The organism is Micromonospora sp. NPDC005305 (assembly GCF_040607315.1).
GTDB lineage: Bacteria > Actinomycetota > Actinomycetes > Mycobacteriales > Micromonosporaceae > Micromonospora.
This window is the reverse complement of sequence record NZ_JBEXGL010000006.1, coordinates 301,360-327,667: the sequence shown is the minus strand read 5'-3', so window position 1 is coordinate 327,667 and position 26,308 is coordinate 301,360. Positions and strand designations below refer to the sequence as shown.

Annotated in this window: 8 protein-coding genes; all 8 read left to right on the top strand. The window is 75.7% G+C overall.

The genetic code is table 11. The features are described 5' to 3' along the window. The first annotated feature begins 442 nt into the window (after positions 1–442). The 8 genes from ABZS80_RS13600 (at position 443) to ABZS80_RS13565 (ending at position 26,306) form a co-directional block, all read left to right on the top strand. Complete coding sequence (locus tag ABZS80_RS13600) at positions 443–12,409, top strand: amino acid adenylation domain-containing protein (protein WP_355055989.1); 11,967 nt, start codon at positions 443–445, stop codon at positions 12,407–12,409. Beyond that, on the top strand, positions 12,406–15,750 hold the full coding sequence (locus ABZS80_RS13595; RefSeq protein ID WP_355055988.1) for an amino acid adenylation domain-containing protein: 3,345 nt from the start codon (positions 12,406–12,408) through the stop codon (positions 15,748–15,750). Before ABZS80_RS13600 ends, ABZS80_RS13595 begins: the two co-directional genes overlap by 4 nt. Positions 15,751–15,752: 2 nt before the next feature. After that, a complete protein-coding gene (locus ABZS80_RS13590) occupies positions 15,753–16,814 on the top strand; it encodes a TauD/TfdA family dioxygenase (protein ID WP_355055987.1) in 1,062 nt (353 codons plus the stop codon). Next, entirely contained in the window at positions 16,811–17,827 is a 1,017-nt protein-coding gene (locus ABZS80_RS13585) for a TauD/TfdA family dioxygenase (protein WP_355055986.1), read from the top strand. Before ABZS80_RS13590 ends, ABZS80_RS13585 begins: the two co-directional genes overlap by 4 nt. Continuing rightward, the gene (locus tag ABZS80_RS13580) at positions 17,824–23,100 is read left to right on the top strand and encodes an amino acid adenylation domain-containing protein (RefSeq protein WP_355055985.1); all 5,277 of its coding nucleotides are present in this window, start codon (positions 17,824–17,826) and stop codon (positions 23,098–23,100) included. Before ABZS80_RS13585 ends, ABZS80_RS13580 begins: the two co-directional genes overlap by 4 nt. Continuing rightward, the gene (locus tag ABZS80_RS13575; protein ID WP_355055984.1) at positions 23,097–24,269 is read left to right on the top strand and encodes an aminotransferase class I/II-fold pyridoxal phosphate-dependent enzyme; all 1,173 of its coding nucleotides are present in this window, start codon (positions 23,097–23,099) and stop codon (positions 24,267–24,269) included. The genes ABZS80_RS13580 and ABZS80_RS13575 overlap by 4 nt, the downstream gene beginning before the upstream one ends. Before the next feature lie 86 nt (positions 24,270–24,355). Then, positions 24,356–25,069 carry a DUF1223 domain-containing protein gene (locus tag ABZS80_RS13570; RefSeq protein ID WP_355055983.1) on the top strand — a complete coding sequence of 238 codons (714 nt, stop codon included), beginning with the start codon at positions 24,356–24,358 and terminating at the stop codon, positions 25,067–25,069. Positions 25,070–25,106: 37 nt separating this feature from the next. Next, a complete protein-coding gene (locus ABZS80_RS13565) occupies positions 25,107–26,306 on the top strand; it encodes an MFS transporter (protein WP_355055982.1) in 1,200 nt (399 codons plus the stop codon). The last annotated feature ends 2 nt before the right edge of the window (positions 26,307–26,308 follow it).

Genomic DNA, 26,308 nt, shown 5'->3' with positions numbered 1-26,308 from the left:
GCGGGCGGTGGATGGCCGGGCGGGCAGACGGCGACGCGTTGCGCAGTCAGAAAAGTTGCCGCCAATCGAGAAATAGACGAACGTGCGACCTGGCTGGCCGAACGCATCGACGACCGACACGATCCGGGGATCCGGCCGAAGATCACCGATGCCATCATGTGGACAGGCATTTCCCATCGAGGGATCTGCACCTGTGGCACGAATGAGCTGATCACGAGGGCCGGCTGCGCCAATTTCCGATCTGCGGATCCGACCGCCGGTCGGCCGCGTCCCCGCCGCCCCGCGCCGTGCCCACGGCGGTGCTCGACCGGGCCGACCCGACCGCACGTCGGCCGGCCGTCAGCGACAGGTGTCCGATACCCGATCACGAGCAACTGGTGGACCGGGCCGGCGCGTGGGCGGCGCTGTGCCGGCCGGTGCGCGAGCAGAGGAGGCGGACGCGATGACCGACGTCCTGAGGTCCCGGCGAACGACGCCGGACACCCCACTCCGGGACGGCCCGGTGGGCGCCGTACCGGCACCGGCCTCGGCCGCGCAACGCCAGATGTGGCAGCTCAGCCGCCTCGACCCCGGAACGGCCAGCTACCTGGTGCCGCTGGCGTACCGGCTGCACGGTCCGTTGGACGTGGCCGCCCTGTCGGCGGCGCTCGACAGGCTGGTGGCCCGGCACGCGGCGCTGCGCACCACCCTGGCGCCGGCCGCGGACGAGCCGGCCGGACCCACGGGCGACGAGCCGGCGCGGGACCTGGTCCAGGTGGTCCACGAGTCGCGCCCGGGGCTGCTGCGGGTGCACGACCTCAGCGGGCTGCCCACCTGGCAGCGCGACCAGGAGTTGCGGGCCCGGATGCACGACGAGGCGGGCACCCCGATCGACCTGGAACGCGGCCCGGTGGTGCGGGCCCTCCTGCTGCGCTGCGCCCCGGAGCAGCACGTCCTCCTGCTGACCTTCCACCACGTCGCGGTCGACGAGTGGTCGCTCGGCATCCTGCACGAGGAGTGGGAACGGCTCTACGCCGCGCACCGCGCGGGGCGGCCGGCCGAGCTCGACCCGGTCGGCGCCGACCTCCGCGACCACGCGGCGTGGCAGGAGGACTGGCTCGACGGTCCGGAGGCGGCCGCCCAGCTCGACTACTGGCGCGAGCAGCTCGCGGACACGCCGGCCGTGCTGGAGCTGCCCACCCGCGGGCCCCGGCCCACCGTGCCGTCGAGCGCGGGAGCCAGCCTGGCGCTCCCGCTGGAGGTGTCCACGGAGGCCCTGATGGCGCTGTGCCGACGGATGGGCGTCTCCCCGTACATGGTCCTGCTCGCCGCGCTGCACGTGCTGCTGGCGCGCTGGACGGGGCAGCGCGACATCGTGGTGGGTACGCCGGTGGCCAACCGGCAGCGGGCCGAGGCGCAGAAACTCGTCGGGCTGCTTCTGAACACCGTCGCCGTCCGGGCCCGGCTGGACGACAACCCATCGTTCGAGACGCTGCTCGGGCGGGTGCGCACCGCCGCCCTCGATGCCCTGGGCAGGCAGGAGCTTCCCTTCGGGACGCTACTCGAATCGCTGCGTCCGGCCCGCCAGCCCGGCTTCACCCCGCTCTTCCAGGTGATGTTCGTGTACGGCCGCGAGGCGGCACCCCCGCACCTCGACGGCCTTGAGGTCACCTCGCTCGAGGTGCCCACCACCACCGCCAAGTTCGACCTCACGGTGTCGGTACGGGAGAACGCCGACGGCGTGCGGACCGTGCTGGAGTACCGCACCGACCTGTTCGACGACGACGCGATGAGGCGCCTCGCCGGACACTTCCAGACGCTGCTGCGGTCGCTGGTGACCGACCCGGGCGCGCCGGTCGGCTCCGCCGCGATGCTCGCCCCCGACGAGTACCGGCAGCTCGTCGTCGACTGGAACCGCACCGGGATCCCCACCGACCCGGACGACCTGGTCCACCTGCTGATCGAGCGGCAGGCGCGCCGGACCCCCGACGGCGTGGCGGTGACCGACGGCGACACCGCGCTGAGCTATCACGAGTTGCACACCCGGGCCGAGGCGCTGGCGGAGACGCTGCGCGGGCGCGGCGTCGGCGTGGGCGGCCTGGTGGGTGTGCTCCTGCCGCGCTCGGTCCCGTTCGCCGTGGCGATCCTCGCCGTGCTGAAGACCGGCGCGGCCTACGTACCCATCGATCCGTCCAACCCGCCCGCCCGGCTGCGGCACATCCTCGACGACACGGCCACCCCGGTCGTGGTCACCCGCCCCGATCTGGCGCACCTGGTACCCGACGGCAGGGCACTGCTGGTGCCGGACCTGGACGCACCGATCCCGGAGGCCGAGCCCGGTCCCGGCGCCGGCAGGCCGGGCGGCGGGCCGAAGCGACGGCAGCGGCGACGGCCGACACCGTCGGTGGACGACCTCGCGTACGTCATCTACACCTCCGGGTCGACGGGCCGCCCCAAGGGCGTCATGGTCACGCACCGCGGCGTGTGCAACCACCTGCGCTGGGCCGCCCAGGCCTTCCGGCTACGGCCCGGGGACACCGTCCCGCTGCAGTCGTCGGTCGCGTTCGACCTAGCCGTCACGAGCCTGCTGGTCCCACTGTCCGTCGGGGCCACCGTCCTGGTCGTCGGCGAGCACCTCGGACCCGCGGGGCTGGGCGAGGCGCTGCGCCGGCAACGGACGCCGTTCGGGCTGATCAAGATCACCCCCACCCAGCTCGACCTCGTCAGCCACCAGCTCGGCCCGGAGGAGATGGCCGACCGCACCCGCTGCTTCGTCATGGGCGGCGAGCTTCTGCGCGCCGACCAGGTGGCGCCCTGGCAGGCCCACGCGCCCGGGACGGCGCTGTTCAACGAGTACGGGCCGACGGAGACCGTGGTCGCCTGCACCGCCTACAAGGTGGGCCCGGCCACGCCGACCGCCGGTTCCGTCCCCATCGGCCGGCCGATCGCCAACACCGGGCTGTACCTGCTCGACTCGTGGCTGAACCCGGTCCCGGCGGGCGTGACCGGCGAGCTGTACGTCGGAGGGTCCGGCGTGGCGCGCGGCTACCTGAACCAGCCGAGGTTGACGGCCGAGCGGTTCGTCCCGGACCCGTTCTCGTCCGTCCCCGGGGCTCGGCTGTACCGCACCGGCGACCTGGCCCGCCTGCTCCCCGACGGGAACCTCGAATACCTGGGCCGCATCGACAACCAGGTCAAGCTGCGCGGCTTCCGGGTGGAGTGCGGCGAGATCGAGGCGGCCATCCGGCGGCGCCTGCCGGACAGCGACGTGACGGTACGGCTGCGCCGGGACGACCCCGACGACCCGCAGCTGGTCGCGTACGTGGCGGGCGCGGCGGAGAACGACCGCGACGCCCCGGCCCTTCGGGCAGACCTGGCCACCGAGCTGCCGCCGTACCTGGTTCCCGGCGCGTTCGTCTTCCTCGACGCGCTGCCGCTGACCGGCAACGGGAAGGTGGACGCCGCCGCGCTGCCCGCTCCCGGTCGTGCGCCGGAGCTGCCGCGGCAACGGTCCGTACCCGGGCAGGATCCGCCCGCGGCGTCGGAACCGCCGGTGGCCGCGCCCGCCGGCGCCGGTCCGGCCGGGTGGGACGCGGCTCGGGTACGCCTCGACCGGCTGGTCGTCGACGTGTGGCGCGACGTGCTCGGCGTGGACCAGGTCGGGGTGCGGGACAACTTCTTCGACCTCGGCGGCCACTCGATGCGCCTGCTGACCGTCCTCGAGCGGCTGCGCGCCCGGCTGGGCGACGTCGTCACGGTCACCGACCTGTTCCGGCACCCCACGGTGGAGTCCCTGGCGGCGTTCCTGACCACCGCCACCGGTGGGGCGGCGCCCCCTGCGGCCGCCCGGCACCCCGCGCCGGCCGCCGTCGCACTGCCCCGGACCGGCGCGCACGCCGACACCGGCCGGCCCGGCGGCCTGATCGCCGTCGTCGGCCTGGCCTGCCGCTTCCCGGGCGCGCGGACGGTCGACCAGTACTGGGACAACATCCGCGGCGGGGTGGATTCGGTCCGGGAGTTCAGTGTCGGGGAGATGCTGGCCGACGGGGCGGACCCGACCCGGATCGACGACCCCGCGTACGTCCGGGCCGGCACCTGGCTGCCCGGGATCGACGAGTTCGACGCCGCCTTCTTCGGCCTCACGCCGCGTGAGGCGGAGACCCTCGACCCGCAGCACCGGCTCCTGCTCGAGTGCGCCTGGCACGCGCTGGAGCACGCCGGCTACGACCCGGCCGCCCATGCCGGCCGGATCGGCCTGTTCGCCGGGGCGGGTCGCAACACCTACCTCCTCGATCACCTGATCGGCCGGCCCGAGCTGCTGAGCTCCATCGGCGAGCACCAGCTCTCCATCAGCAACGACAAGGACTTCCTGCTCAGCCGGGTCGCCTACAAGCTCGACCTCACCGGTCCCGCCGTCACCGTTGCCACGGCCTGTTCGACCTCGCTGGTGGCCGTGCACCTCGGCCGGCAGAGCCTGCTGGCCGGCGAGTCCGACCTGGTCCTGGCCGGCGGGGTCAACGTCCTGCCCGCACAGCGGCGCGGCTACCTGTACCACGACGGCGGGGTGTACTCCCCCGACGGGCACTGCCGCCCGTTCAGCGCGGACGCGCGCGGCAGCTTCGAATCCAGCGGTGTGGGGATCGTGGCGCTCAAGCGGCTGGAGGACGCCGTCGCGGACCACGACACGATCTACGCCGTCATCCGCGGTTCCGCCGTCAACAACGACGGAGCCCGCCGCACCGGGTACACCGCGCCGGGCGTCGACGGCCAGGTCGACGTGGTCACCAGGGCGCTGGCGGCGGCCGGCGTGGAGCCGCGTTCGATGAGCTACCTGGAGGCCCACGGGACGGGCACGAGCCTCGGCGACCCCATCGAGGTGACCGCGCTGACGGAGGCGTTCCGGCGCGGCACCGCCGAGCGCGGCTTCTGCGCCCTCGGCTCCGTCAAGGCCAACATCGGGCACACCGACACCGCGGCCGGTGTCGCCGGCCTGATCAAGACGATCATGGCGCTGCACAGCCGTACGCTGCCCCCGACGATCAACGTGAGCCGGCCCAACCCGGCGATCGACTTCGCGGGCAGCCCGTTCTACCTCAACGAGACGGCCCGCCCGTGGCCCGCCGACGACGGGCCTCGCCGGGCCGGGGTCAGCTCGTTCGGCATGGGCGGCACGAACGCCCACGTCGTCCTGGAGGAACCGCCGGCCACGACGATCGCGCCGCCCCCCGCACCGACCGCGGGGCCGCAGCTGCTGGTCGTGTCGGCCCGGACGGTCGAGTCGCTGGAGCGCGGGACGCGCCAGGTCGGCGCCTGGCTCGACGCGCATCCCGAGGTGGACCTCGGGGACGTCGCGGCCAACCTGGGCCGGCGACAGTCGATGCCCCACCGGCGTTTCCTCGTCGCGGAGGACCGCACCGACGCGCTGGACGCGCTCGACTCGCCGCAGCGGCAGTTCACCGCCGCCCACCCCGGCGGCCGGCGACCGCTGGTGTTCGCCTTTCCCGGGCACGGCGCGCAGCACGTGGCGATGGGCGCCGGCCTGTACCGCGCGGAGCCGACCTACCGGGCCGTGGTGGACGAGTGCGCCGAGCTGCTCCGCGACGACCTGGGGCTCGACCTGCGTACCGTGCTCTGCCCGGCGGCCGACGGCCACGCCGAGGCCGAGCGGCTGCTCGCACACCCCCGGCTGGTCCAGCCCGCGCTGTTCGTCACCGGGTACGCGCTCGCCCGGTCGCTGCTCACCCGGGGGGTGACCCCGGACCTCATGGTGGGGCACAGCCTCGGTGAGTACGTCGCCGCGTGCGTCGCCGGCGTCTTCTCCCTGCCGGACGCGTTGCGGCTGGTGAGCGCCCGGGGCGAGCTGGTCGAGCGGACCCCGGCCGGGGCGATGCTCGCGGTGAGCCTGCCCGAGACCGCGGTGGCCGGGTTGCTGGACGATCGGGTGTCGCTGGCGGCCGTCAACGCCCCGGAGCTGTGCGTGCTCTCCGGCGACCCGGAGGCGGTCGGGGCACTTCGCGAGCGGCTGACCGCCGACGGGGTCGACTGCCGGCCGCTGCGGGTCGCGCGCGGCTACCACTCCGCCCTGCTCGATCCGGTCCTCGACGAGTTCGCCGACCACGCCCGCCGGGTCGCGCTCCGGGAACCCGAGCGCCCCTACCTGAGCAACCTGACCGGCGGTCCCGTCACCCCCGGGCAGGTCACCGACCCGGGGTACTGGGTGCGGCACATGCGCGAGCCGGTGCGGTTCGCCGAGTCCGCCGCGCTCCTCGCCGAGCAGGACGTGCTCGTCGCGGAGCTGGGCCCCGGGCACGCCCTCGGCGGCCTGGCGCGGCTGGCCGGCCTGCCGCCCGGCCAGGCGGTGGCGGCGATGCGGCACCCACGCCAGGACGGCGACGACCTCGTCACGCTGCTCGACGCGGTCGGCCGGATGTGGCTGGCCGGCGTACCGGTCGACTGGAGCCGGTTCCACGGTGGCCCGCGCCGCCGGCTGGCCCTGCCCGGCTACCCGTTCGAGCGGCGCCGGTACTGGGTGGACCCCGCCCCGCGGGCGGGTGCGGCGAGCCCCGCACCCGCCACGCCGGCCGCTCCCGCGGCGGCCCCGGACGCGCCCGAGCCCGTCGACGCCGGCAACCGCCCGGCCCTGAGCACGGCCTACGTCGCCCCCAGCACCCCGGAGCAGCGGTGCGTGGCGGACATCTGGGCCGAGCTGCTGGGCATCTCGCCGATCGGCGCGCTCGACAACTTCTTCGAGCTGGGTGGGCACTCGCTGCTCGCCACCCAGTTCGTCGTGCGGCTCCGGGCCCGGCTCGGCGTGGCGCTGCCGCTCGAGACGGTCTTCGCGCAGTCGACCGTCGCCGGGATCGCGGCGGCGCTGCCGACCACCGTGGAGGCACCCGCCGCCGTCGAGCCGGTCGCCGCCGTCGAACCCGCCGCCGCCGCCGAGCCGGCCGCCGCCGCGCCGGTCGCGCCGAGCATCCCCCGCGCCGCCGCCGACGCCGGCCCGGCGCCGCTCTCCTCGGGGCAGCACCGGCTGTGGTTCCTCGACCAGGCCTACACGCAGAACGCCTACACCGTCAGCACCGCGCTGCTGCTGGACGGCGCCCTCGACGTCGACGCGCTGCGCGGGGCGCTGGCCGAGCTGGTCCGGCGCCACGAGTCGCTGCGTACCGTCTTCCCGCTCGGCCCCGACGGCGACCCCGTCCAGGAGGTCCGGCCGCCGGGCCCGGTCGACCTGCCGGTCCTCACCGCGCCGGCCGGGGCGGACGACGGGGTGGCGGGGCCGCGCAGCATCGTCGGGTCGGCGGTCGCCGACGCGGTGCCGCAATGGGTTCACGCGGCCCTGGCCGACGACGTCCGACGCCCGTTCGACCTGGCCCGCGGGCCGCTGTTCCGGGCCGTTCTGCTCCGGGTCGCCGACGACCGGCACGTGCTGTCGCTGACCATGCACCACAACGTCTCCGACGGCTGGTCCCTCGGCATCGTGGCCGGCGAGGTGGCCACGCTCTACGACGCCGTCCTCGACGGCCGTCCCTCCCCCCTGCCGGAACTGGCCGTCCAGTACGGCGACTACGCGCGCTGGCAGCGCGCCCGGATGGCGGACGCCGACAGCGACGACATGCGGTACTGGCGGCGGCAGCTCGACGGTGTGGCGAGCGTCCTGGAGGTGCCGACCGACCGGCCCCGGCCGCCGGTGCAGACCTTCCACGGCGCGGTGCGCGCCCACGTGCTGCCCCCGCGTGTCGCCGACGAGCTGCGCCGGTTCAGCCAGGCCCGGGGCGCCACCCTGGCCATGACGGTGCTGGCCGCGCTGAAGGCTCTGCTCTGGCGCTACACCGGCCAGCGCGACATCTGCGTCGGCACCCCGGTCGCCGGACGGGTTCGCGCCGAGCTCGAACCGATGGTCGGCTTCTTCGTCAACATGCTGCCGCTGCGAACCGTCATCGACGGCGACTGGACCTTCGAGGAGTTGCTCGGGCAGGTGCGGCGCACGGCGCTGGGGGCGTACGACCACCAGGAGGTGCCGTTCGAGCGGCTGGTAGACCTCGTCGACGCGCCCCGCGACCTCAGCCGCAACCCGCTCTTCCAGGTCATGTTCAACATGCTCAACGTCCCCGAACAGGACCTGCGCACGAGCCGGTTGCGGATCGTCCCGTTCGACGTCGAGCCGGGCATCGCCCAGCAGGACCTGGCTCTGTACGCGTACGAGCTGGACGAGGGGCTGCGGTTCCGGTTGGAGTACAACACCGACCTGTTCGACGCGGCGACCGCCGAACGGATGATGGGACACCTGGAGACGCTGCTCGCCGCCGCCGTCGCCGACCCCGGTGTCCGGCTCGCGGACGTGGCCGTCCTCACCCCCGCCGAACTGGCCCGGGTCGCCGAGTGGAACGACACCGCCGTCGAGCCCGGTTGGGCCACCCCGGGCCGCCCGGCGCCGACCCTCGTCGAGCTGATCGAACACCAGATAGCGGCGAACCCGGACCGGCCCGCCGTGACGTTCGGGGCGACCACGCTCACGTACGCGGAGCTGAACGCCCGGGCCAACCGGCTCGCCCACCGGCTCCGCCGGGCCGGCGTCGGCCCGGACGTCCCGGTCGCCGTCTGCCTGCACCGGTCGCACGAGCTGCCGGTCACGCTGGTCGGCGTGCTCAAGGCGGGCGGCGCGTACGTCCCGGTGGACCCCGACTACCCGGTCGAGCGGCAGCGGTACGTGCTGGCGCACAGCGGGGCCGCGGTCCTGGTCACCGAGACCGACCTCGCCGACCGGTTCGCCGGGTTCGCCGGCGAGGTGGTGCACGGCGCGGCGATGACGGGCGCGGAGCCGGAGACCGACCCCGAGCCGCTGGCCGGGCCGGACGACCTGGCGTACGTCATCTACACGTCCGGCTCGACGGGCCGCCCCAAGGGCGTCCGGGTGGCCCACGGCGCTGTGGTCAACACCCTGGCCGCCATGCGCGAGCGGCCCGGCCTGACCGCCGACGGCACGATGCTGGCGATGGCGAGCTTCGCCTTCGACATGTCGGTGCCGGAACTGTTCCTGCCGCTCGTGGTCGGTGCTCGGATGCTGATGGTGGGTCGCGACGTCGCCTACGACGCGACCCGGCTGGCCGACCTGCTCGTCGCGGAAGGAGTCACCCTGGCCCAGGGCACCCCGGCGACCTGGCGGCTGCTGATCGAGTCCGGCTGGATCGGGATGCCCGACCTGACGGCCGTGTGCGGCGGCGAGGCGGTGTCCGCGCCGCTGGCCCGGCGGTTGGCCGAGCGGGTGGGCGCGTTGTGGAACCTCTACGGCCCCACCGAGGCCGCCGTCTGGACCACCATGGACCGGATCGAGCCCGGCTTCACGCACCTCACCGTCGGCCGCCCGATCGGCAACATGCGCGTCCACGTGCTCGACGCGGAGCTGTCCCCCGTCCCGATCGGGGTGCTGGGTGAGCTGTATCTCGGCGGCGCGGGGCTGGCCCGCGACTACCACGACGACCCGGACCTCACCGCGCAGCGGTTCGTGCCCGACCCGAACGGTGGGGGCCGGCTGTACCGCACCGGCGACCTCGGCCGGTGGCTGGCCGACGGCCGCATCGAATTCGTCGGCCGCAGCGACTCCCAGGTGAAGGTGCGCGGGTTCCGCATCGAACTCGGCGAGATCGAGGCGGTGCTGCGCCGCCACGAGTCGGTCCGCGACGCCGCCGTGGTGGTCCGCGAGGACGAGGGCGAGAAGGCGATCGTGGCGTACCTGACGCTGGGCGCTGGGACGGAGCCCGACGCGGACGCCGACCGGGCGGCGGACGTCACCCCCGACTTCGACGTCGACCCGGCGCCGTGGCGGGCCTTCGCGCGCACCTACCTGCCGGACTACATGGTGCCGTCCGCGTTCGTGGTGCTCGACCGGATGCCGCTCAACGCCAACCGCAAGGTCGACCGGGCGGCCCTGCCGGCGCCCCGGCGCGGCGCCGCCGCCATCGGGGCCGCCCCGCCGGACACCCCGCTGCGCAAGGCACTGGCCGAGCGGTGGGCTGCGGTGCTCGGGTACGACAGCGTGGGCATCGACGACGACTTCTTCGACCTCGGCGGCGACTCCTTCAAGGCCATCAAGGCGCTGGCCGGGAACGACCCGGCGATCAGCGTCCTCGACCTGTTCCGCCACCCGACGATCCGGTCCCTGACCGAGCACCTGGACGCGACCGGGGGCTCCGTCGGACGGCTGCTGCACGAGCTGACCCCGGCCCGGCCGGCGGCGCCGACGCGGCTGACGCTGGTCTGCGTACCGTTCGGCGGCGGCAGCGCGATCACCTTCCAGCCCCTTGCCGACGCCCTCCCGGCGGGCGTGGCGCTGTACGCGCTGGAGCGGCCGGGTCACGACGTGAACCGCCCGGACGAACCCCTGCTCGGCATGGACGAGCTGGTGGACCGCTGCGTCGCCGAGGTCGTCGAGGGGATCACCGGGCCGGTGGCCGTGTACGGGCACTGCGTGGGCGGCGCCGAGGCGGTGGAGCTGAGCCGCCGGCTCGAGGCGGCCGGCGTGGAACTGACCGGCGTGGTCATCGGCGCCCACTTCCCCGCCCCCAGGCTGCCCGGCCGGCTGTTCACCTGGCTGCGGCGCCGGTTCCCCGTGGAGCGCTGGACGTCGAAGCGGCGAACCCTGGAAGGGCTGCGCGCGATGGGCTTCTTCACCGAGGTCTTCGACGAGCGCGAGAAGGACTTCGTGATGCGCGTGGTCCTGGCCGACGCCGCGCAGGGCGAGGACTACTACACCGACGTCTACACGACCGGTCTGCCCCGGAAGCTGTCGGTCCCAATCGTCTGCGTCGTGGGCACCGGCGACCGCGCGACGCAGTTGTACCAGGAGCGGTACCTGGAGTGGGAGTTCTTCTCCGACCGGGTGTCGCTGGAGGTCATCGAGGGCGCCGGCCACTACTTCGCCAAGCACCAGCCCGACGAGGTGGCGCGGATCATCCTGGCGACCTGCGACCCGACGGCCGCGCCGGCGCGGGCGTCCACCTCGGATGCGGCGCTCGCGACGGAACCGCGGGAGCCCGCCGTCCCGGCCGCCCAGCGGCCCGCCGCACGACGGGCGATGCCCAGCCTGGCGGTGTTCTACCTGATCGCGATCGGTCAGCTCGTCTCGCTCATCGGCAGCGGGCTGACCGGCTTCGGCATGAGCCTCTGGGTCTACCAGCGCACCGGGTCGGTGTCGCTGTTCGCCACGGCCACCGTGCTGGCGCTGCTGCCCGCCGTGGTCCTCTCCCCCGTCGCCGGCGCGCTCGCCGACCGGTGGGACCGAAGACGGATCATGATTCTCGCGGACTGCCTGGCCGCCACCGGCACGGTGAGCCTCGCGCTGCTGCTCTGGCTCGGGCAGCTCCAGCTCTGGCACGTGTTCACCGCGATCAGCGTGACGGCGGTGGCCACCGCCTTCCAGCAACCCGCCTACCTGGCGGCCGTCACGCAACTGGTGCCGAAGCGGTACTACGGGCGGGCCAACGGCATCGTCTCCCTGGCCACGGCGACGAGCACCGTGCTGGCGCCGCTGGTCGGCGGCGCGCTGGTGATCGCGGTCGGGCTGCGCGGGATCGTCGTCATCGACCTGCTCACCTTCGCCGTGGCGGTGCTCGTCACGCTGTCGGTCCGCTTCCCGGACACCCTGTTCGTCAAGCGGGAGGAGCCGTTCCGGCGGGCCGTCCTCGGCGGCTGGCGGTTCATCGTCCGCCGGCACGGCCTGGTCGCCCTCGTGGTGCTGGTCGCGTCGCTGAACTACTTCTTCGCCATGGTCGAGGTCCTGGTCACCCCGCTGACCCTGTCCTTCGGCGACCCGGCGGTCCTCGGCCGGGTGCTCGCCGCCAGCGGCGTCGGCATGCTGGTCGGCTCGGTGCTCATGGGCGTGTGGGGCGGCACGGCCCGGCGGACCACCGGCATCCTGGCCAGCGTCGTGCTGCTGGGCGTCTCGCTGCTCACCGTCGGCCTGCACCCCAGCCCGCTGTTCCCGGCGGTCGGCCTGTTCGGGATGGGCCTGGCCACGGCGCTCGTCAACACGCACTGGCTGGCCATCGTGCAGGCCAAGGTGGGGCTCGAACTCCAGGGCCGGGTGCTGTCCATGGGGCAGATGCTGTCCTGGCTCATGGTGCCGGCCGGCTTCCTGACCGCCGGCCCGCTCGCCGAGCACGTCTTCGCCCCGCTGGTCTCCCCCGGCGGCGTGCTGGCCGGCGTCGTGGGCACCGGACCGGGGCGCGGCATGGCCCTCGCGGCGATCGTGGCCGGGGTCTGCGCGCTCGGCCTGGCCGCCGCCGGCATCGCGTACCGGCCGATCCGCGACGTGGAGGACGAACTGCCCGACAACGACCCGGGCACGATCATCCTCGCCGACAAGGACCGGCTCCAGGAGGAGGCCGACCGGCGGCTCGCGCTGCTCCGGAGCGGGGGGTCCGGCCGGTGAGCGCCCCCACCCGACCCGCCGGCCCGACCCGCCGGAGCACCGGCCGGCGCACGGCCGGCGGCCCGCCTACCGTCGACTGTCTGCACCGGATGGTGGCCGCGCAGGCCGCCCGCACCCCGGATGCCGAGGCTGTGCGGCACGGCGACCGCGCGCTGTCCTACCGGGAGCTGGACGAGGCGGCGAACCGGCTGGCCCGGGTGCTGCTGCGGCGCGGCGTGACCCGGGAGGACCGGGTGGGCGTCTGCCTGCCGCGCACCCCCGAGCTGGTGGTCGCCCTGCTCGCCGTGCTCCGGGCCGGCGCCGCGTACGTGCCGCTCGACCCGGCGTACCCGCCGGCCCGGGTGGCGTTCATGACCGCCGACTCCGGGGTGCGGCTGGCGCTGACCCGCGCCGACCTCGCCGGCCGGTTCCCCGGCGCGGCGGTGGAGGTCGACCGGCTCGACCCGGAGGAGGACGGCACCGATCCGGCGGTGCCGGCCACGCCGGCCGATCTGGCGTACGTCATCTACACCTCCGGCTCGACCGGGCGCCCCAAGGGCGTGGCCATCGAGCACCGCTCGGCGTCGGTGCTCATGCACTGGGTCCGGCAGACCTTCGACGACGCCGAACTGGGCGGCCTGCTCGCCGCCACCTCGGTCTGCTTCGACCTGTCGGTCTTCGAGATCTTCGGCCCGCTCTGCTGGGGCGGCCGGGTACTGCTGGTCGACGACGTGCTGGCGCTCGCCGCTCCCGGCGCGGACCGGCTGCCGGTCACCCTGGTCAACACCGTGCCCTCCGCGATGGGGGAACTGCTCACCGCGTCGGCCCTGCCGGCGACCGTGCGCACCGTCTGCCTGGCCGGCGAGCCGCTGACCGCGGCCCTGGCCGCCCGGGTCTGGTCCCGCCCGCACGTCCGCCGGCTCTGCAACCTCTACGGCCCGTCGGAGGACACCACCTACTCCACCTGGGCCGAGGTGCCGCCGGACAGCGGGGACCCGCCGATCGGCCGGCCGCTGCCGCAGACCCGCGCCTACGTCCTCGACCCGGACGGCCGGCCGGCCGCGCCCGGCGAGCCCGGTGAGCTGCACCTGGCCGGGGCGGGCCTGGCCCGGGGCTATCTCGACCGGCCGGAGGAGACCCGGGCCCGGTTCCTGCCCGACCCGTTCCGGCCCGGCGAGCGGATGTACCGCACCGGCGACCGGGTCCGGCTGCGGCCGGACGGGCAGCTCGCCTACCTGGGCCGGCTCGACGACCAGGTGAAGCTGCGGGGCTACCGGATCGAGCTGGGCGAGGTGGTGGCCCGCCTCGCCGCCCTGCCCGGCGTACGCGAGGCGACCGCCGCCGTGCGGCCCGGTCCGAGCGGGGACCCGCTGCTGGTCGGCTACCTGGTGGGCGAGCGGCGCGACGACGTGCGGGCCCGGCTGGCCGCGGCGCTGCCCGCCCCGCTGGTCCCCGCCGCCGTGGTCTGGCTGGACCGGCTGCCCACCCTGCCCAACGGCAAGGTGGACCGGGCCGCCCTGCCCGCACCCACCCTGGGCGACGACACCGCCGGGCACGCCACGCTCGACGGCACGGCCGGCACGGTCGCCGCGATCTGGCACGAGCTGCTCGGGGTGCCGGTGACCGGCGCCGACAGCGACTTCCTCGCCCTCGGCGGCGACTCCCTGCTCGCGGTCCGCTGCGCCACCCGGCTGGCCGCCGCCACCGGCCGGCCGGTCCGGCCCGGCGACCTCTTCGCCCACCCGACCGTCGCCGCGCTGGCCGCCCACCTCGACGGCCTGCCCGCCGGGGCGTCACCCGTCGCCGCGGCCGCCCACCTCGACGGGCCGGACCCGGACACCGTCGCCGCGGCCGCCCACCTCGACGGGCCGGACCCGGACACCGTTGTCGCGGCCGCCCACCTCGACGGGCCGGCCGCCGACCCGGATCCGGCAGCCGCGCCGGCCGGGCCCGCGCCGCTCTCCGCCGCGCAGGCCCGGCTCTGGTTCCTGCACCGGCTCGACCCGGCCGACACCTCCTACCTGCTGGCCTTCGCGGTCCGGTTCGCCACGCCGCTGGACCCGGACCGGCTGGCCCGGGCGCTGCGCCGGGTGGTCGACCGGCATCCGGCCCTGCGCACGGTCTTCCCGTCCGGCCCGGACGGGGCGGTGCAGCACGTCGGCCCCGCCGCCGACATCGCGCCGGCCGTCGCACCGGCCGACCCGGGCACGCCGCTCGACGCCCGGCTGCGGCGGCTCGCCGCCGAGGCCACCCGGGCGCCCATGGACCTGGCCGCCGGCCCGCTACTCCGCGTCCACCTGGTGCCGGACGGCACCGGTGGCGCGCTCGCGCTGCTGCTGGTCGTACACCACATCGTCTGCGACGACTGGTCGTTCGGCGTGCTCGTGCGGGACCTGGCCCGGGCGTACGACCGCGAGGGCGAGACCGCGGCGGCGCGCGAACGGCCGGCGGTCGGACCGGCGACGTTCGCCCTGGCCCAGCGGGACTGGCTGGCCGGGCCGGCGGGGCGGCGGGCGGTGGCCGAGGTGCTCGACGAGCTGCGCGGCGCCCCGGGCCTGCTCGACCTGCCCGCCGCCCCACCCCGGCGGACCGCTCCGGCCTCCGCTCCGGCCCGGCCTGATCCGCCGACCGCCACATGGCCCGGCCACGGTCCGCCGTCCCCGGCTCCGGCGAGGGCGGCCCGGACCAGTTCGGCGTCCGGCGCCGCGCTCCGGACCACCGTGGACGCCGCCACCGCCGACGCGGCGCGCGAGTTGGCCCGGACCGGGCGGGCCACCCTGCACATGGTCGGGCTGGCCGCGTTCGCCACAGTGCTCGGCGCCGCCACCGGCCGGCGCGACCTGCTCGTCGGCGTCGCCTTCGCCGGCCGGACCAGCGTCGCCGCCGAGCAGAGCGTCGGCTGCCACGTCAACACGCTGCCGCTGCGGCTGCGGCCGGCGCCCGACCGCACTTTCGCCGACCTGCTCGCCGAGGCCCGCCGGGTCACCCTGTTCGCCGCCGCCCACCAGGACGTCCCGTTCGACCTGCTGGTGGAGCGGCTGCGGCCCACCCGCCGGCCGCGGCGCAACCCCCTCGTCCAGGTCGCCTTCGGGGTGCAGAACGCCCCGCCGGCCCGGCACCGTAGCGCCGCCGGCGTCGAGTTCAGCGGCGTGGAACTGACCCCGGACACCGCCCGGCTCGACCTGACCCTCTGGCTCGACGAGCGGCGGGACGGGCTGGCGGCCCTCTGGACCTACCGCACCGACCTGTTCGACCACGACGGCGTGGTCACGTGGCACCGCCGGTTCGGCACGGTGCTGCGTACCGCCGCCGCCGACCCCCGGCGCAGTCTCGCCGACTGCGCCGACACCGCTGGAGAGTGAAGATGACTGAGCAGAACCGGGTCGCGCGGACCATCCCCCGACGCGGCCGCGAACGGAACCTGGTGGACGTGCGCCCCGACTGGCCCGGCGGGCCGCTGCCGGCGCTGGTGCGAGCCAACGTGCCCGACGTCGACCTGACCGGCTGGCTGGCCGGTCACCGCGACGAGGTCGACGAGCTGGCCCGGCGCGCCGGGGCGGTGCTGTTCCGCGGTTTCGCCGTGGCCGGCGCCGACGACTTCCGCGCCGTGATGGCCGCCCTCTCCGACCACGTGCTCTCCTACGGCGAACGCTCCTCACCGCGCAGCCAGGTCACCGAGGGGGTGTACACCTCCACCGAGCACCCGGCCGACCAGCCGATCGTGCTGCACAACGAGCAGTCGTACACGGTGAACTGGCCACTGCGGATCGTCTTCCACTGCGAGGTCGAGCCGGCCGCCGGCGGGCGCACCCCCCTCGCGGACAGCCGCCGGGTGCTGGCCCGGCTCCGCCCCGGGACGGTGGCCGAGTTCGAGCGGCGGGGCGTGCTCTACCGGCGCAACTACCTGCCCGGCATCAGCCTCTCCTGGCAGACCGCGTTCCAGACCGGACGGCGCGAGGACGTCGAGACGTACTGCGCGCGGGCGCTCATCGACGTGGAGTGGGTGGGCGACCGGCAGCTGCGCACCCGGCAGGTCCGCCCGGCCGTGCGCCGGCACCCGGTCACCGGCGAACGGACCTGGTTCAACCACGCGCTGTTCTTCCACGTCACCTCGCTGCCCGACGACGTGAGCGCCGGCCTGCGGGCCGCCCTCGGCGAGGAGGACCTGCCCTACCAGACCGCGTACGGGGACGGCACGCCCATCGGAGACGAGGTGCTGGCCGAGCTGCGGGCCGCGTACGCCGCGGAGACCCGCTCCTTCGCCTGGCAGCGCGGCGACGTGCTGCTGGTGGAGAACATGCTGGCCGCGCACGCCCGGGAGCCGTTCACCCCGCCCCGCCGGATCCTCACCGCGATGTCCGATCCGGTCGCCGCGCCCGAGCTGACCGAGGCGCTGCGGGCCGTCGCGACGGGAGGCCAGGCATGAGCGGGCCGGCGCCCCGGCGGCGCGCCACCGGCACGGTCACCGCGCCGGTGACCCGGCGGGTCCTCGTGGACGAGGAGTTCGTGCTCCTCGTCGAGGCGGCCGTGCCCGACCTCGACCTGGCCGGCTGGCTCGCCGGCCGCCGCGACGAGCTGCTGGCCGACCTGGACCGTCACGGCGCGGTGTTCTTCCGCGGCTTCGAGGTGCGCACCGCCGACGACTTCAGCCTGGCCGCCCGGGCGGTCAGCCCGGACCTGCTCGGCTACCTGGAGCGGGCCGCGCCCCGGCACGAGGTCGCCGACCGGGTGTTCACCTCCACCGAGTTCAACGCCGAGCAGTGGATCCCGCTGCACCACGAGATGTCGTACTCGCACAACTGGCCGACGCACCTCTACTTCTGGTGCGCGCAGCCGGCCACCGGCAGCGGCGGGGCCACCCCGCTGGCCAGCGAGCGGGTCATCACCCCGCTGATCCCGGCCGACGTGCGGGAGCGGTTCCTCCGCGCCGGCGTCAGCTACGTGCGCAACTACGGCCCGCACCTGGACCTGCCCTGGCAGGAGGCGTTCCAGACCAGCGACCGGGCGGAGGTGGAGGCGTACTGCGCCGCGTCGGCGACCGAGTTCACCTGGCTGGGCTCCGACGGGCTGCGGACCCGGGCCCGCCGGCAGGCGGTGGCCACGCACCCGCGTACCGGGGAGACGGTCTGGTTCAACCACGCCCACCTGTTCCACGTCTCCAACATGCCGGCCGAGGTGTCCGGCGCCCTGTTGCGCGAGTACGGCCCGGACGGGCTGCCCCGCAACGCCTACTACGGCGACGGCGAGCCGATCCCCGACGAGGTGGTCACCGGCATCCGCGAGCTGTACCGGCAGCACGCCGTCTCGGTGCCCTGGCAGCGCGGCGACGTGCTGGTGGTGGACAACTTCCTGGCCACCCACGGCCGGGAACCCTTCAGCGGCGACCGGCAGATCCTGGTCGCCATGTCCGACCTCTACGTCAATCGGAGTGTGGTGTGAACGGATACCGTCTGTCGCCGATCCAGCGCCTGGCCTGGGCCGGGAAGCAGGACCTGGTCCGGGCGCGGGTCCGGCTCGACCGGCCGCTGGACCGGGCCCGGTTGCAGGCCGCCGTCGACGCGGTGGTGGCCCGCCACGAGGCGCTCCGGCTGACCCTGGTGCATCATCCCGGGCTGCGGGTGCCGTTGCAGGACGTGGACGACGCCCGCGCCGTGACGGTCGGGGCGCAGGGCGACCTGTCGGTCACGTTGACCGACGACGCGCTGGAGGTGGCCGCCACCCCACTGATCGCCGACCCGGCCAGCCTGCGGCTGGTCCTCGCCGACCTGGCGCGGGCCTACGCCGGCGAGGCGTTGCCGGAGGACCCGGAGGCGTTGCAGTTCCTCGACGTCGCCGAGTGGCTGCTGGAGGAGCGGGAGCAGGCCCGGGCCGCCGGGCCGACCGCGCCGGCCGCGCGGCTGGTCACCCCGCACGGCGACGACCCGAGCCCGGTCGTCACCGCGGCGGTGCCCGCCGCCGCGCTGGCCGACGCCGCGCGGGCCGCAGGCGTGGAGCCGGGCACCGTGCTGCTCGCCGCCTGGGCCCTCGTCGTGTCCCGGCGGGCCGAGGCGCCGGACGGGGCCGACGAGGCGGACCTGGTGCTGGCCCGGTGGAGCGACGGCCGGCAGGCCGACGGCACCGCGGAGGTGGTGGGCCCGCTGGGCGCCTACGGCCCGCTCCGGCTGCCCCTGCCGCTGCCGGCCTCCCCCGCCGACCTGCTGGCGGGAGTCCGCGCCGCCGAGGCCGCCGCCGACCAGGCGTTCCACCTGGTCGACCCGGTGGACGAGCAGTCCGGGGCGGTCGCCGCCTTCGCGCTGCGGTCCGCCGTGGACCCGTCCTCGGTGGCCGGTCTCGGCTCCGCCACGGTGACGGTCGCCGACCCGGCGCCGGTCGCCGGCCCGCAGCTCACCGCGCTGACCGATGGTGACGGGATCACCCTGCGCGTGGTCGGCGGGCAGTGGCTGCTCGACGCGCTGCTGGCGGTCCTGCGCACGCTGCCCGCCGCGCTCGCCGGGGACGCCCCGCTGGCCCTGCTCGGCGACGGGGAGGCCGGCTGGCTGGCCGACGCGGCCGGCACCACGTCCGAGGCGCCGGGGCGTACGCTCGTGGACCTGCTCGACGCGGGCCTGGCCGGGATGGCCGGGGAGGCTCCGGCGGTGGTCGCCGCGGACGGCGCGTACACCGCCGGTGAGCTGCGCGAGCGGGCCGAGCGGGTGGCGGGCGCCCTCGCGGCGCGCGGCCTGGCCGGCGCGCCGGTCGGGGTGCTGGCCGCCCGCTCCCGCGACACCGTCGTGGCGTTCCTCGGCGTGCTGCGGGCCGGGGCGGTGTTCGTGCCGCTGGACGCGGACGCCCCGCCGTCGCGTCTCGCCGCCCAGCTCCGGGCGGTGGGCGCGGAGGTCGTCGTCGGCGCCGGCGGCCCGGCGACCGTCACCGTCGAGGACCTGGTCGCGGCCGGCGGCCCGCCGCCCGCGGCGCCGGTCCCGGCCGACCCGGCGTACGTGATCTTCACCTCCGGCTCCACGGGTACGCCCCGCCCGGTGCGGGTGTCCCACGGCGCCGCCACGCACCTCGCCGGGGCGCTGGAGCAGACCGTGTACGCGGGCGGCCGCCCCGGCCTGCGGGTGGCGGTCAACGCCCCGCTCACCTTCGACGCCTCGGTCAAGCAGCTCGTGCAGCTCGGCCACGGGCGCGCCCTCTACCTGGTGCCGGAGGAGATCCGCCGGGACGGCGCGGCGCTCGCCGCCGCCCTGGCCGCGAACGACGTGGACGTGCTCGACCTGACCCCCGCCCAGCTGCGCATCCTGCTCGCCGGCGCCGGGGACACCCGGCTGCCCGGCCTGCTGCTGCTCGGCGGCGAGGCGATCCCGCCGGACCTGTGGGAGACGGTGGCGGCGCTGCCCGGCGTCCGCGCGGTCAACCTGTACGGCCCGACCGAGTGCACGGTGGACACCAGCGCGGCCGAGATCCGCGCCGGGGACGCGCCGACCATCGGCCGGCCGCTGCCCGGCGTCGCGGTCTGGGTGCTCGACGAGCGGCTGCGGCCGGTGCCGCCGGGCGTGGCCGGGGAACTCTGCGTCAGCGGCCCGCAGCTCGCCGACGGGTACCTGGGCGACCCGGAGGCCACGGCGCGGCGTTTCCCGGAGGTGGCCCTGCCCACCGGGACCGCACGGGTCTACCGGACCGGCGACCGGGTGCGCCTCGACGCCGACCGGCGGCTGCGCTACCTGGGCCGCCTCGACGACCAGGTGAAGATCCACGGGTTCCGGGTGGAGCCCGGCGAGGTGGCGGCCGTCCTGCGCGGGCACCCCGAGGTGGCCGACGCGGCCGTGGTCGCGCGTGACGACGACGGGTACGGCGACCGCCTCGTCGCCTACGTCCGGCCCGGCGCCGGCCCGGCTCCGACCGTCGAGGTGGACCGGATCGCCGGGGTCAACCCGCACGAGACCCGCTACCTGTACGACGAGATCTTCGTCCAGCAGGTCTACCTGCGCGACGGCATCGTGCTGCGGCCCGGGGCGACCGTGCTCGACGTGGGCGCGAACATCGGCATGTTCTCGCTCTTCGTCCACGCCGTCTGCCCGGACGCGACCATCCACGCGTTCGAGCCGGTGCCGTCGGTGGTCGACGTGCTGCGGCGCAACGTCGCCGAGTTCGGCGTGCCGGCCACGGTGCACGGGTTCGGGCTGTCCCGGGCGGCCGGGGAGGTCTCCTTCACCTACTACCCCGGCTACTCGATGATGTCCGGGCACGCCGCGTACGCCGACGCGGACGCCGAGGTCGCGGTGATCAAGCGCTACCTCACCAACGAGCGGGACGCGGGCGCGGGCGAGCGGGACGTCCTGCTCGGCCGGGTCGACGAGCTGCTCGCCGAGCGCTTCGCCGGCCGGCGGCTCACCGTGCCGGTCCGGCCGCTGTCGGCCGTCCTGGACGAGCTCGCCCCGCAGCGGATCGACCTGCTCAAGATCGACGTGCAGCGCGCGGAGGCCGACGTGCTGGCCGGGCTGGAGGAACGGCACTGGCCGCTGATCGCGCAGGTCGCCATGGAGGTGCACGACGCGCCCGGCACCGACACCGCGGGCCGGCTGGCCGAGCTGGTCGCGTTCTTCGAGGCGCGCGGCTTCACCGTGGTCACCCGGCAGGACGACCTGCTGGCCGGCACGGACCGGCACACCCTGCACGCCGTGCGCCCCGAGTACGCGGCCGACCCGCGTCCGGCGGTGGTCACGCCGGCCGCACCGGCGGCCGGCCCGCTGGCGGAGCGGCTGCCCGGCTGGCTGGCCGACCGGCTCCCCGCTCACCTGCTCCCGGCCGCCGTGGTGCTCGTCGACGAGCTGCCGCTGACCCGCAACGGCAAGCTCGACCGGGCGGCGCTGCCCGCGCCCCGCCTGGTCCGGCCCGGCGCCGGCGAGGGCGTCTCGCCCGCCAACCGGGCCGAGGAGATCCTGGTCGAGGCGTGGCGCGAGGTGCTCGGGGTGGCGGACTTCGGAGTGACCGACAGCTTCTTCGCCCTGGGCGGCGACTCGATCCGCAGCATCCAGATGCAGGTGGCGGCGCAGAGGCGCGGGCTGTCCTTCCAGCTCAACGACATCTTCGCCCACCAGACGATCCGGGACCTGGTCGCGCACGGGCGGCTCACCGTCGACGGTGTCGAGGCCGGGCCCGGCGCGGTGGAGGCCGGGGGGTTCGCCCTGGTGGCCGCCGCCGACCGGGAGCGGCTGCCCGACGGGCTCGCGGACGCGTACCCGATGACCGCCCTTCAGCAGGGCATGGTCTACCACAGCGAGCTGACCGGCGACCCGGCCATGTACCACAACGTCACCGCGCACCGGATCGCCGCACCGCTGGACGCGGCGGCGCTGCGCCGCGCGCTGGCCGGGCTGGTGGCCGCCCACCCGGTGCTGCGGACCGGGTTCGCGCTGGGCGCCTACTCCGAGCCGATGCAGCTCGTGCACGCGGACGTGCCGGTCGAGGTGCCGGTGACCGACCTGGCCGGCGCCGACCGGCAGGCCCGCCGGGCGCGGATCGACGACCTGGTGGCCGAGGAGCGGGTACGCCCCTTCGACTGGGCCCGCCCGCCGCTGCTGCGGCTGCACGCCGTGCGGGAGGACGCCGAGGCGTTCACGCTGGTCGTCGCCGAGTACCACGGCATCCTCGACGGGTGGAGCCTGCACCGGTTCCTCACCGACCTGCTCGCCGCGTACGACGCCGAGCGGGCCGGCCGGACCCACCCGGCCGACCCCGGCCTGCCGTTCCGGGAGTACGTGGCGGCCGAGCGGCGCGCCCTGGCCGACCCGGTCACCCGTCGGTTCTGGCTGGACGGCGCGGGCGCGGCGCGGCCGCTGCTGCTCGGCGGGGCGCAGCCCCGGACCACCACCACCCAGCGGGTGCCGTTGAAGGCGGACACCACCGAGGTCGTCGCCGAGGCGGCCCGGGCCGCCGGGGTGCCGGTCAAGTCCTGGCTGCTCGCCCTCCACCTGCGACTGATCGGCGAGCTGGCCGGCCGGGACGACGCGGTCAGCGGCCTGGTGGTCGGCGGCCGGCCGGAGGGTGCGGGCAGTGACGCCACCCTCGGGCTGTTCCTCAACACCCTGCCGGTGAGCGTGGCGCTGGGCAGCCGGTCGCCGGCCGAGCTGGCCGCCGAGGTGTGGCGGGCCGAGCGGGAGCTGATGGGGCACCACCGCTTCCCGCTCGCCGAGATCGTCCGTGCCGGCGGCGGCCCCCGCTTCGACCACTTCTTCAACTGGACCCACTTCCCGCATGGGCCGGCCGACGGCGGCAGCCGCATCGTGGACAGCCGGGGCATCACGGTCGACGTGGCGTTCAGCCTCGCCGTCGACGCCGAACTCGACGCCGGGACCGGCCGGCTGGCCCTCACCGTCCAGTACGACCACCGGCACGTGCCCGCGGAGCGGGTGGACGCGCTCGCCGACGGCTTCCGCCGGCTGCTCGCCGCCGACCCGGCCGCGCCGCTGCCGCCCGTCGCCCCCGCGGGGCCTGCGGCCGGCGACGGGCGCGGCGAGTGGGCCACCCGGGTGGCGGGGGCCTGGCAGGAGGTGCTCGGGGCCGCGCCGCGCGACCCGGCCACCGACTTCCTGGCCGCCGGCGGTGACTCGCTGCGTGCCCTGCGGCTGGTCACCGTGCTGCGGCAGCGCCACGGCAGCGACCTCACGCTGCCCGAGTTCGCGGCGCTCGGCAGCTACGGCGCGCTGGTGGACCGGGTGGCGCGCTCGTGACCGGTTTCAGCACGGCCGCCGTGCACGGCGACGACGGTCTGGTCCCCGGTGGGGCGGTGGCGCCGCCCATCGTGCAGACCGCGACGTTCAGCGCCGAGTCCGACGAGCGGTTCACCGAGATCGCCACCGAGGCCCGGGGCAGCGCCTTCTACACCCGCTACGGCAACCCCAACCACGCGCAGGTGGCCGCCGTGGTGGCCGAGTTGGAGGGGGCGGAGACGGGCCTGGTCACCGCCTCCGGCATGGGCGCGATCAGCACGGTCGCCCTGGCCCTGCTCTCGGCCGGCGACCACGTGGTGGTGCAGCGCAGCACGTACGGCGGCACCACCTCGCTCGCCACCGGCCTGCTGGCGCGCTTCGGGGTGTCCTGCACCCAGGTCGACCAGACCGACGGCGGGGCCTTCGACCGGGCGCTGCGCCCGGAGACCCGCCTGGTGCTCGTGGAAACGCCGAGCAACCCGTTGCTGGAGCTGACCGACCTGGCGGCCGTGGTCGCCTCGGCCCACGCGGCGGGCGCGCTGGTGGTGGTGGACAACACCTTCGCCACGCCGGTCAACCAGCGCCCGCTGAGCGCTGGGGCGGACCTGGTGTGGCACAGCGGCACCAAGTTCCTCGGCGGTCACTCCGACGTGTCGGCCGGGGTGGTCGTCGGCTCCGCCGGGCTGGTCGAGCGGGTGTGGCGGACCTCGATCGTCACCGGCAGCACGCTCGGCCCGGTGGACGCCTGGCTGCTGTTGCGCGGCATCCGCACGCTGCCGCTGCGGGTGCAGCGGCACAACGCCAACGCGATCGCCCTGGCCGAGGCGCTGGAGGGGCACCCGGCGGTCGCCCGGGTCCGCTATCCGGGGCTGCCGTCGCACCCCCAGCACGATCTCGCGCGCCGGCAGATGACCGGCTTCGGCGGGGTGCTCGGCGTCGACCTCGCGGCAGGCCGGGCGGGGGCGGCCGCCCTGCTGGCCGGGCTGGGGCTGGCGAAGCGCGCGGCCAGCCTGGGCAGCGTCAGCACCCTCGTGGTGCATCCCCGGTCGATGTGGGCGGGGATCGTGGACGCCGGCCAGCTGGCGGCCACCGGCATCGGAGAGGGCCTGGTCCGCGTGTCCACCGGCATCGAGGACACGGCCGACCTGGTGGACGACTTCCTGGCGGCGCTGGACACGGCGCCGACCTGACGCGGGGCGGACGTCGGCGCATGGTCCGGGCCGCAACGGGAATCGGAGTGCCGCCAGCAGGACCGACGGACGCCAGGAGCCACGCCATGACGGACCTCTCGCCCACCGGGTCGCCCCAGGCCGGCAACGGCGGCTTCGCCGTCGTGGAGATGTTCACCTCGCAGGGCTGCGAGAGCTGCCCGCCCGCCGAGGAGGTGCTGACCGAGATCGAGCGGGACGCCCGCAAGCGGGGGGAGCCGGTCTTCGCCTTGGGCTTCCACGTCGACTACTGGGACCACCTGGGCTGGCCCGACCCGTACGCCGCCGGGGCGTACACGGCGCGGCAGGAGGCGTACGCGCGGGCCTTCGGGACCGGACACCTCTACACACCGCAGATGGTCGTCAACGGCACCGCCGAGTTCGTGGGCTCCGACCGGCGGCGGGCCGCCGAGGCCATCACGTCCGCGCTGTCGGCCGCGGCCATCACACCGCTGGCCCTGTCGGTCGGGGACGCGGGCGGCGGGCACGTGGTGGTGGACTACCGGGCGCAGCGGCCGCCGGCGCGGGGCATGCTGCACGTGGCGGTCGTCGAGCGTGGCCTGGAGAACGACGTGCCCCGGGGCGAGAACGCCGGCCGCCGGCTGCGGCAGGACAACGTGGTACGCGCCTTCACCTCGGTCGGCCTCGGCGCCGAGGAGGGCCGGGTGGACCTGTCCGTGCCGCCGGACCTCGATCCCGCGCAGGCGTCGGTGGTCGGTTACGTGCAGCAGGAGGGCGAGCGGGCCGTCGTCGGCGCGGCGGCCGTGGACGTGTCCGCCTGAGCCCGCCCGCGCGCCGCTCGCCGGAGGAGCACGCCTGATGAGCATCGCCGAGTCGAGGCGGCCCACGTCGAGGGCCGCCCTGTTCCTGCTCGCCTCGATCATCGTGTCCTTCGTCGCGGCGTCGGCGGCCCCGACCCCCCTGTACGCGATCTACCAGTCGCGCTGGCACTTCTCGCCGGTCACCACCACCGCGGTGTTCGCCGTCTACGCCGTCGCGGTGCTGGCCTCGCTGCTCACCGTCGGCAAGCTCTCCGACCATGTCGGGCGGCGTCCGGTCCTGCTCGCCGCGATCGCGGTCCAGATCGTCTCGCTGGTCATCTTCGTCCTCGCCGGCGGCGTACCCACGCTGGTGGCCGCCCGGGTCGTGCAGGGCCTGGCGGCCGGCACCGCCACCGGGGCGGCGGCCGCCGCCATGCTCGACATCGACCGTGCCCGCGGCACGCTCGCCAACTCGATCGCCCCGGGCATCGGCACCGGGGTCGGTGCGCTGCTCTCCGCGCTGCTCGTCCAGTTCCTGCCCGCGCCGACGCGGTTGGTCTACGTCGTCCTGCTCGTGGTCCTGGTGATCCAGGGCGTCGGGGTCGTGCTGATGCCGGAGACGGTCACGCCCATGGCGGGAGCGCTGCGGAGCCTGCGGCCGGAGATCACGCTGCCCCGCGCGGTACGCGGGCCGCTGCTGGTCGTCGCGCCGGTCGCCTTCGCCGTCTGGGCCCTCGCGGGCTTCTTCGCCGCGCTCGGCCCGGCGCTCGTGCGTGCGCTCATGAACTCCTCGATCGTGGCCGGGGGTCTGAGCATCTTCGTCTTCGCCGTCTTCGGGTCGGTCGCCATCCTCGTGCTGCGCGACCGGCCCGCGCGGACCGTCATGCTCACCGGCATCACCGCGCTCGTGATCGGCATGATCATCACACTGGTGTCGGTCTCCGCCGACTCCATCGCCGGCTTCTTCGTCGGCCTCGCGTTCGGGGGCGTCGGCTTCGGCGGCGGCTTCCAGGGCAGCCTCAAGACCGTCACGCCGCTGGTCGAGGCGCACGAGCGCGCCAGCGTGCTCTCCCTGCTCTACATCGTGTCCTACGTCGGCTTCGGCCTGCCCACGGTGATCGCCGGCTTCCTCGTGGTCCACGGCGGCGGCCTGCGCCGGACCGCCGAGGAGTACGCCGTCGCCGTCATCGTGCTGGCCGTGGTCGCCCTGCTGGGGCTGCGCGGGACGGCCCGGACGGCCCCGGCGGGCGCGCGATAGCG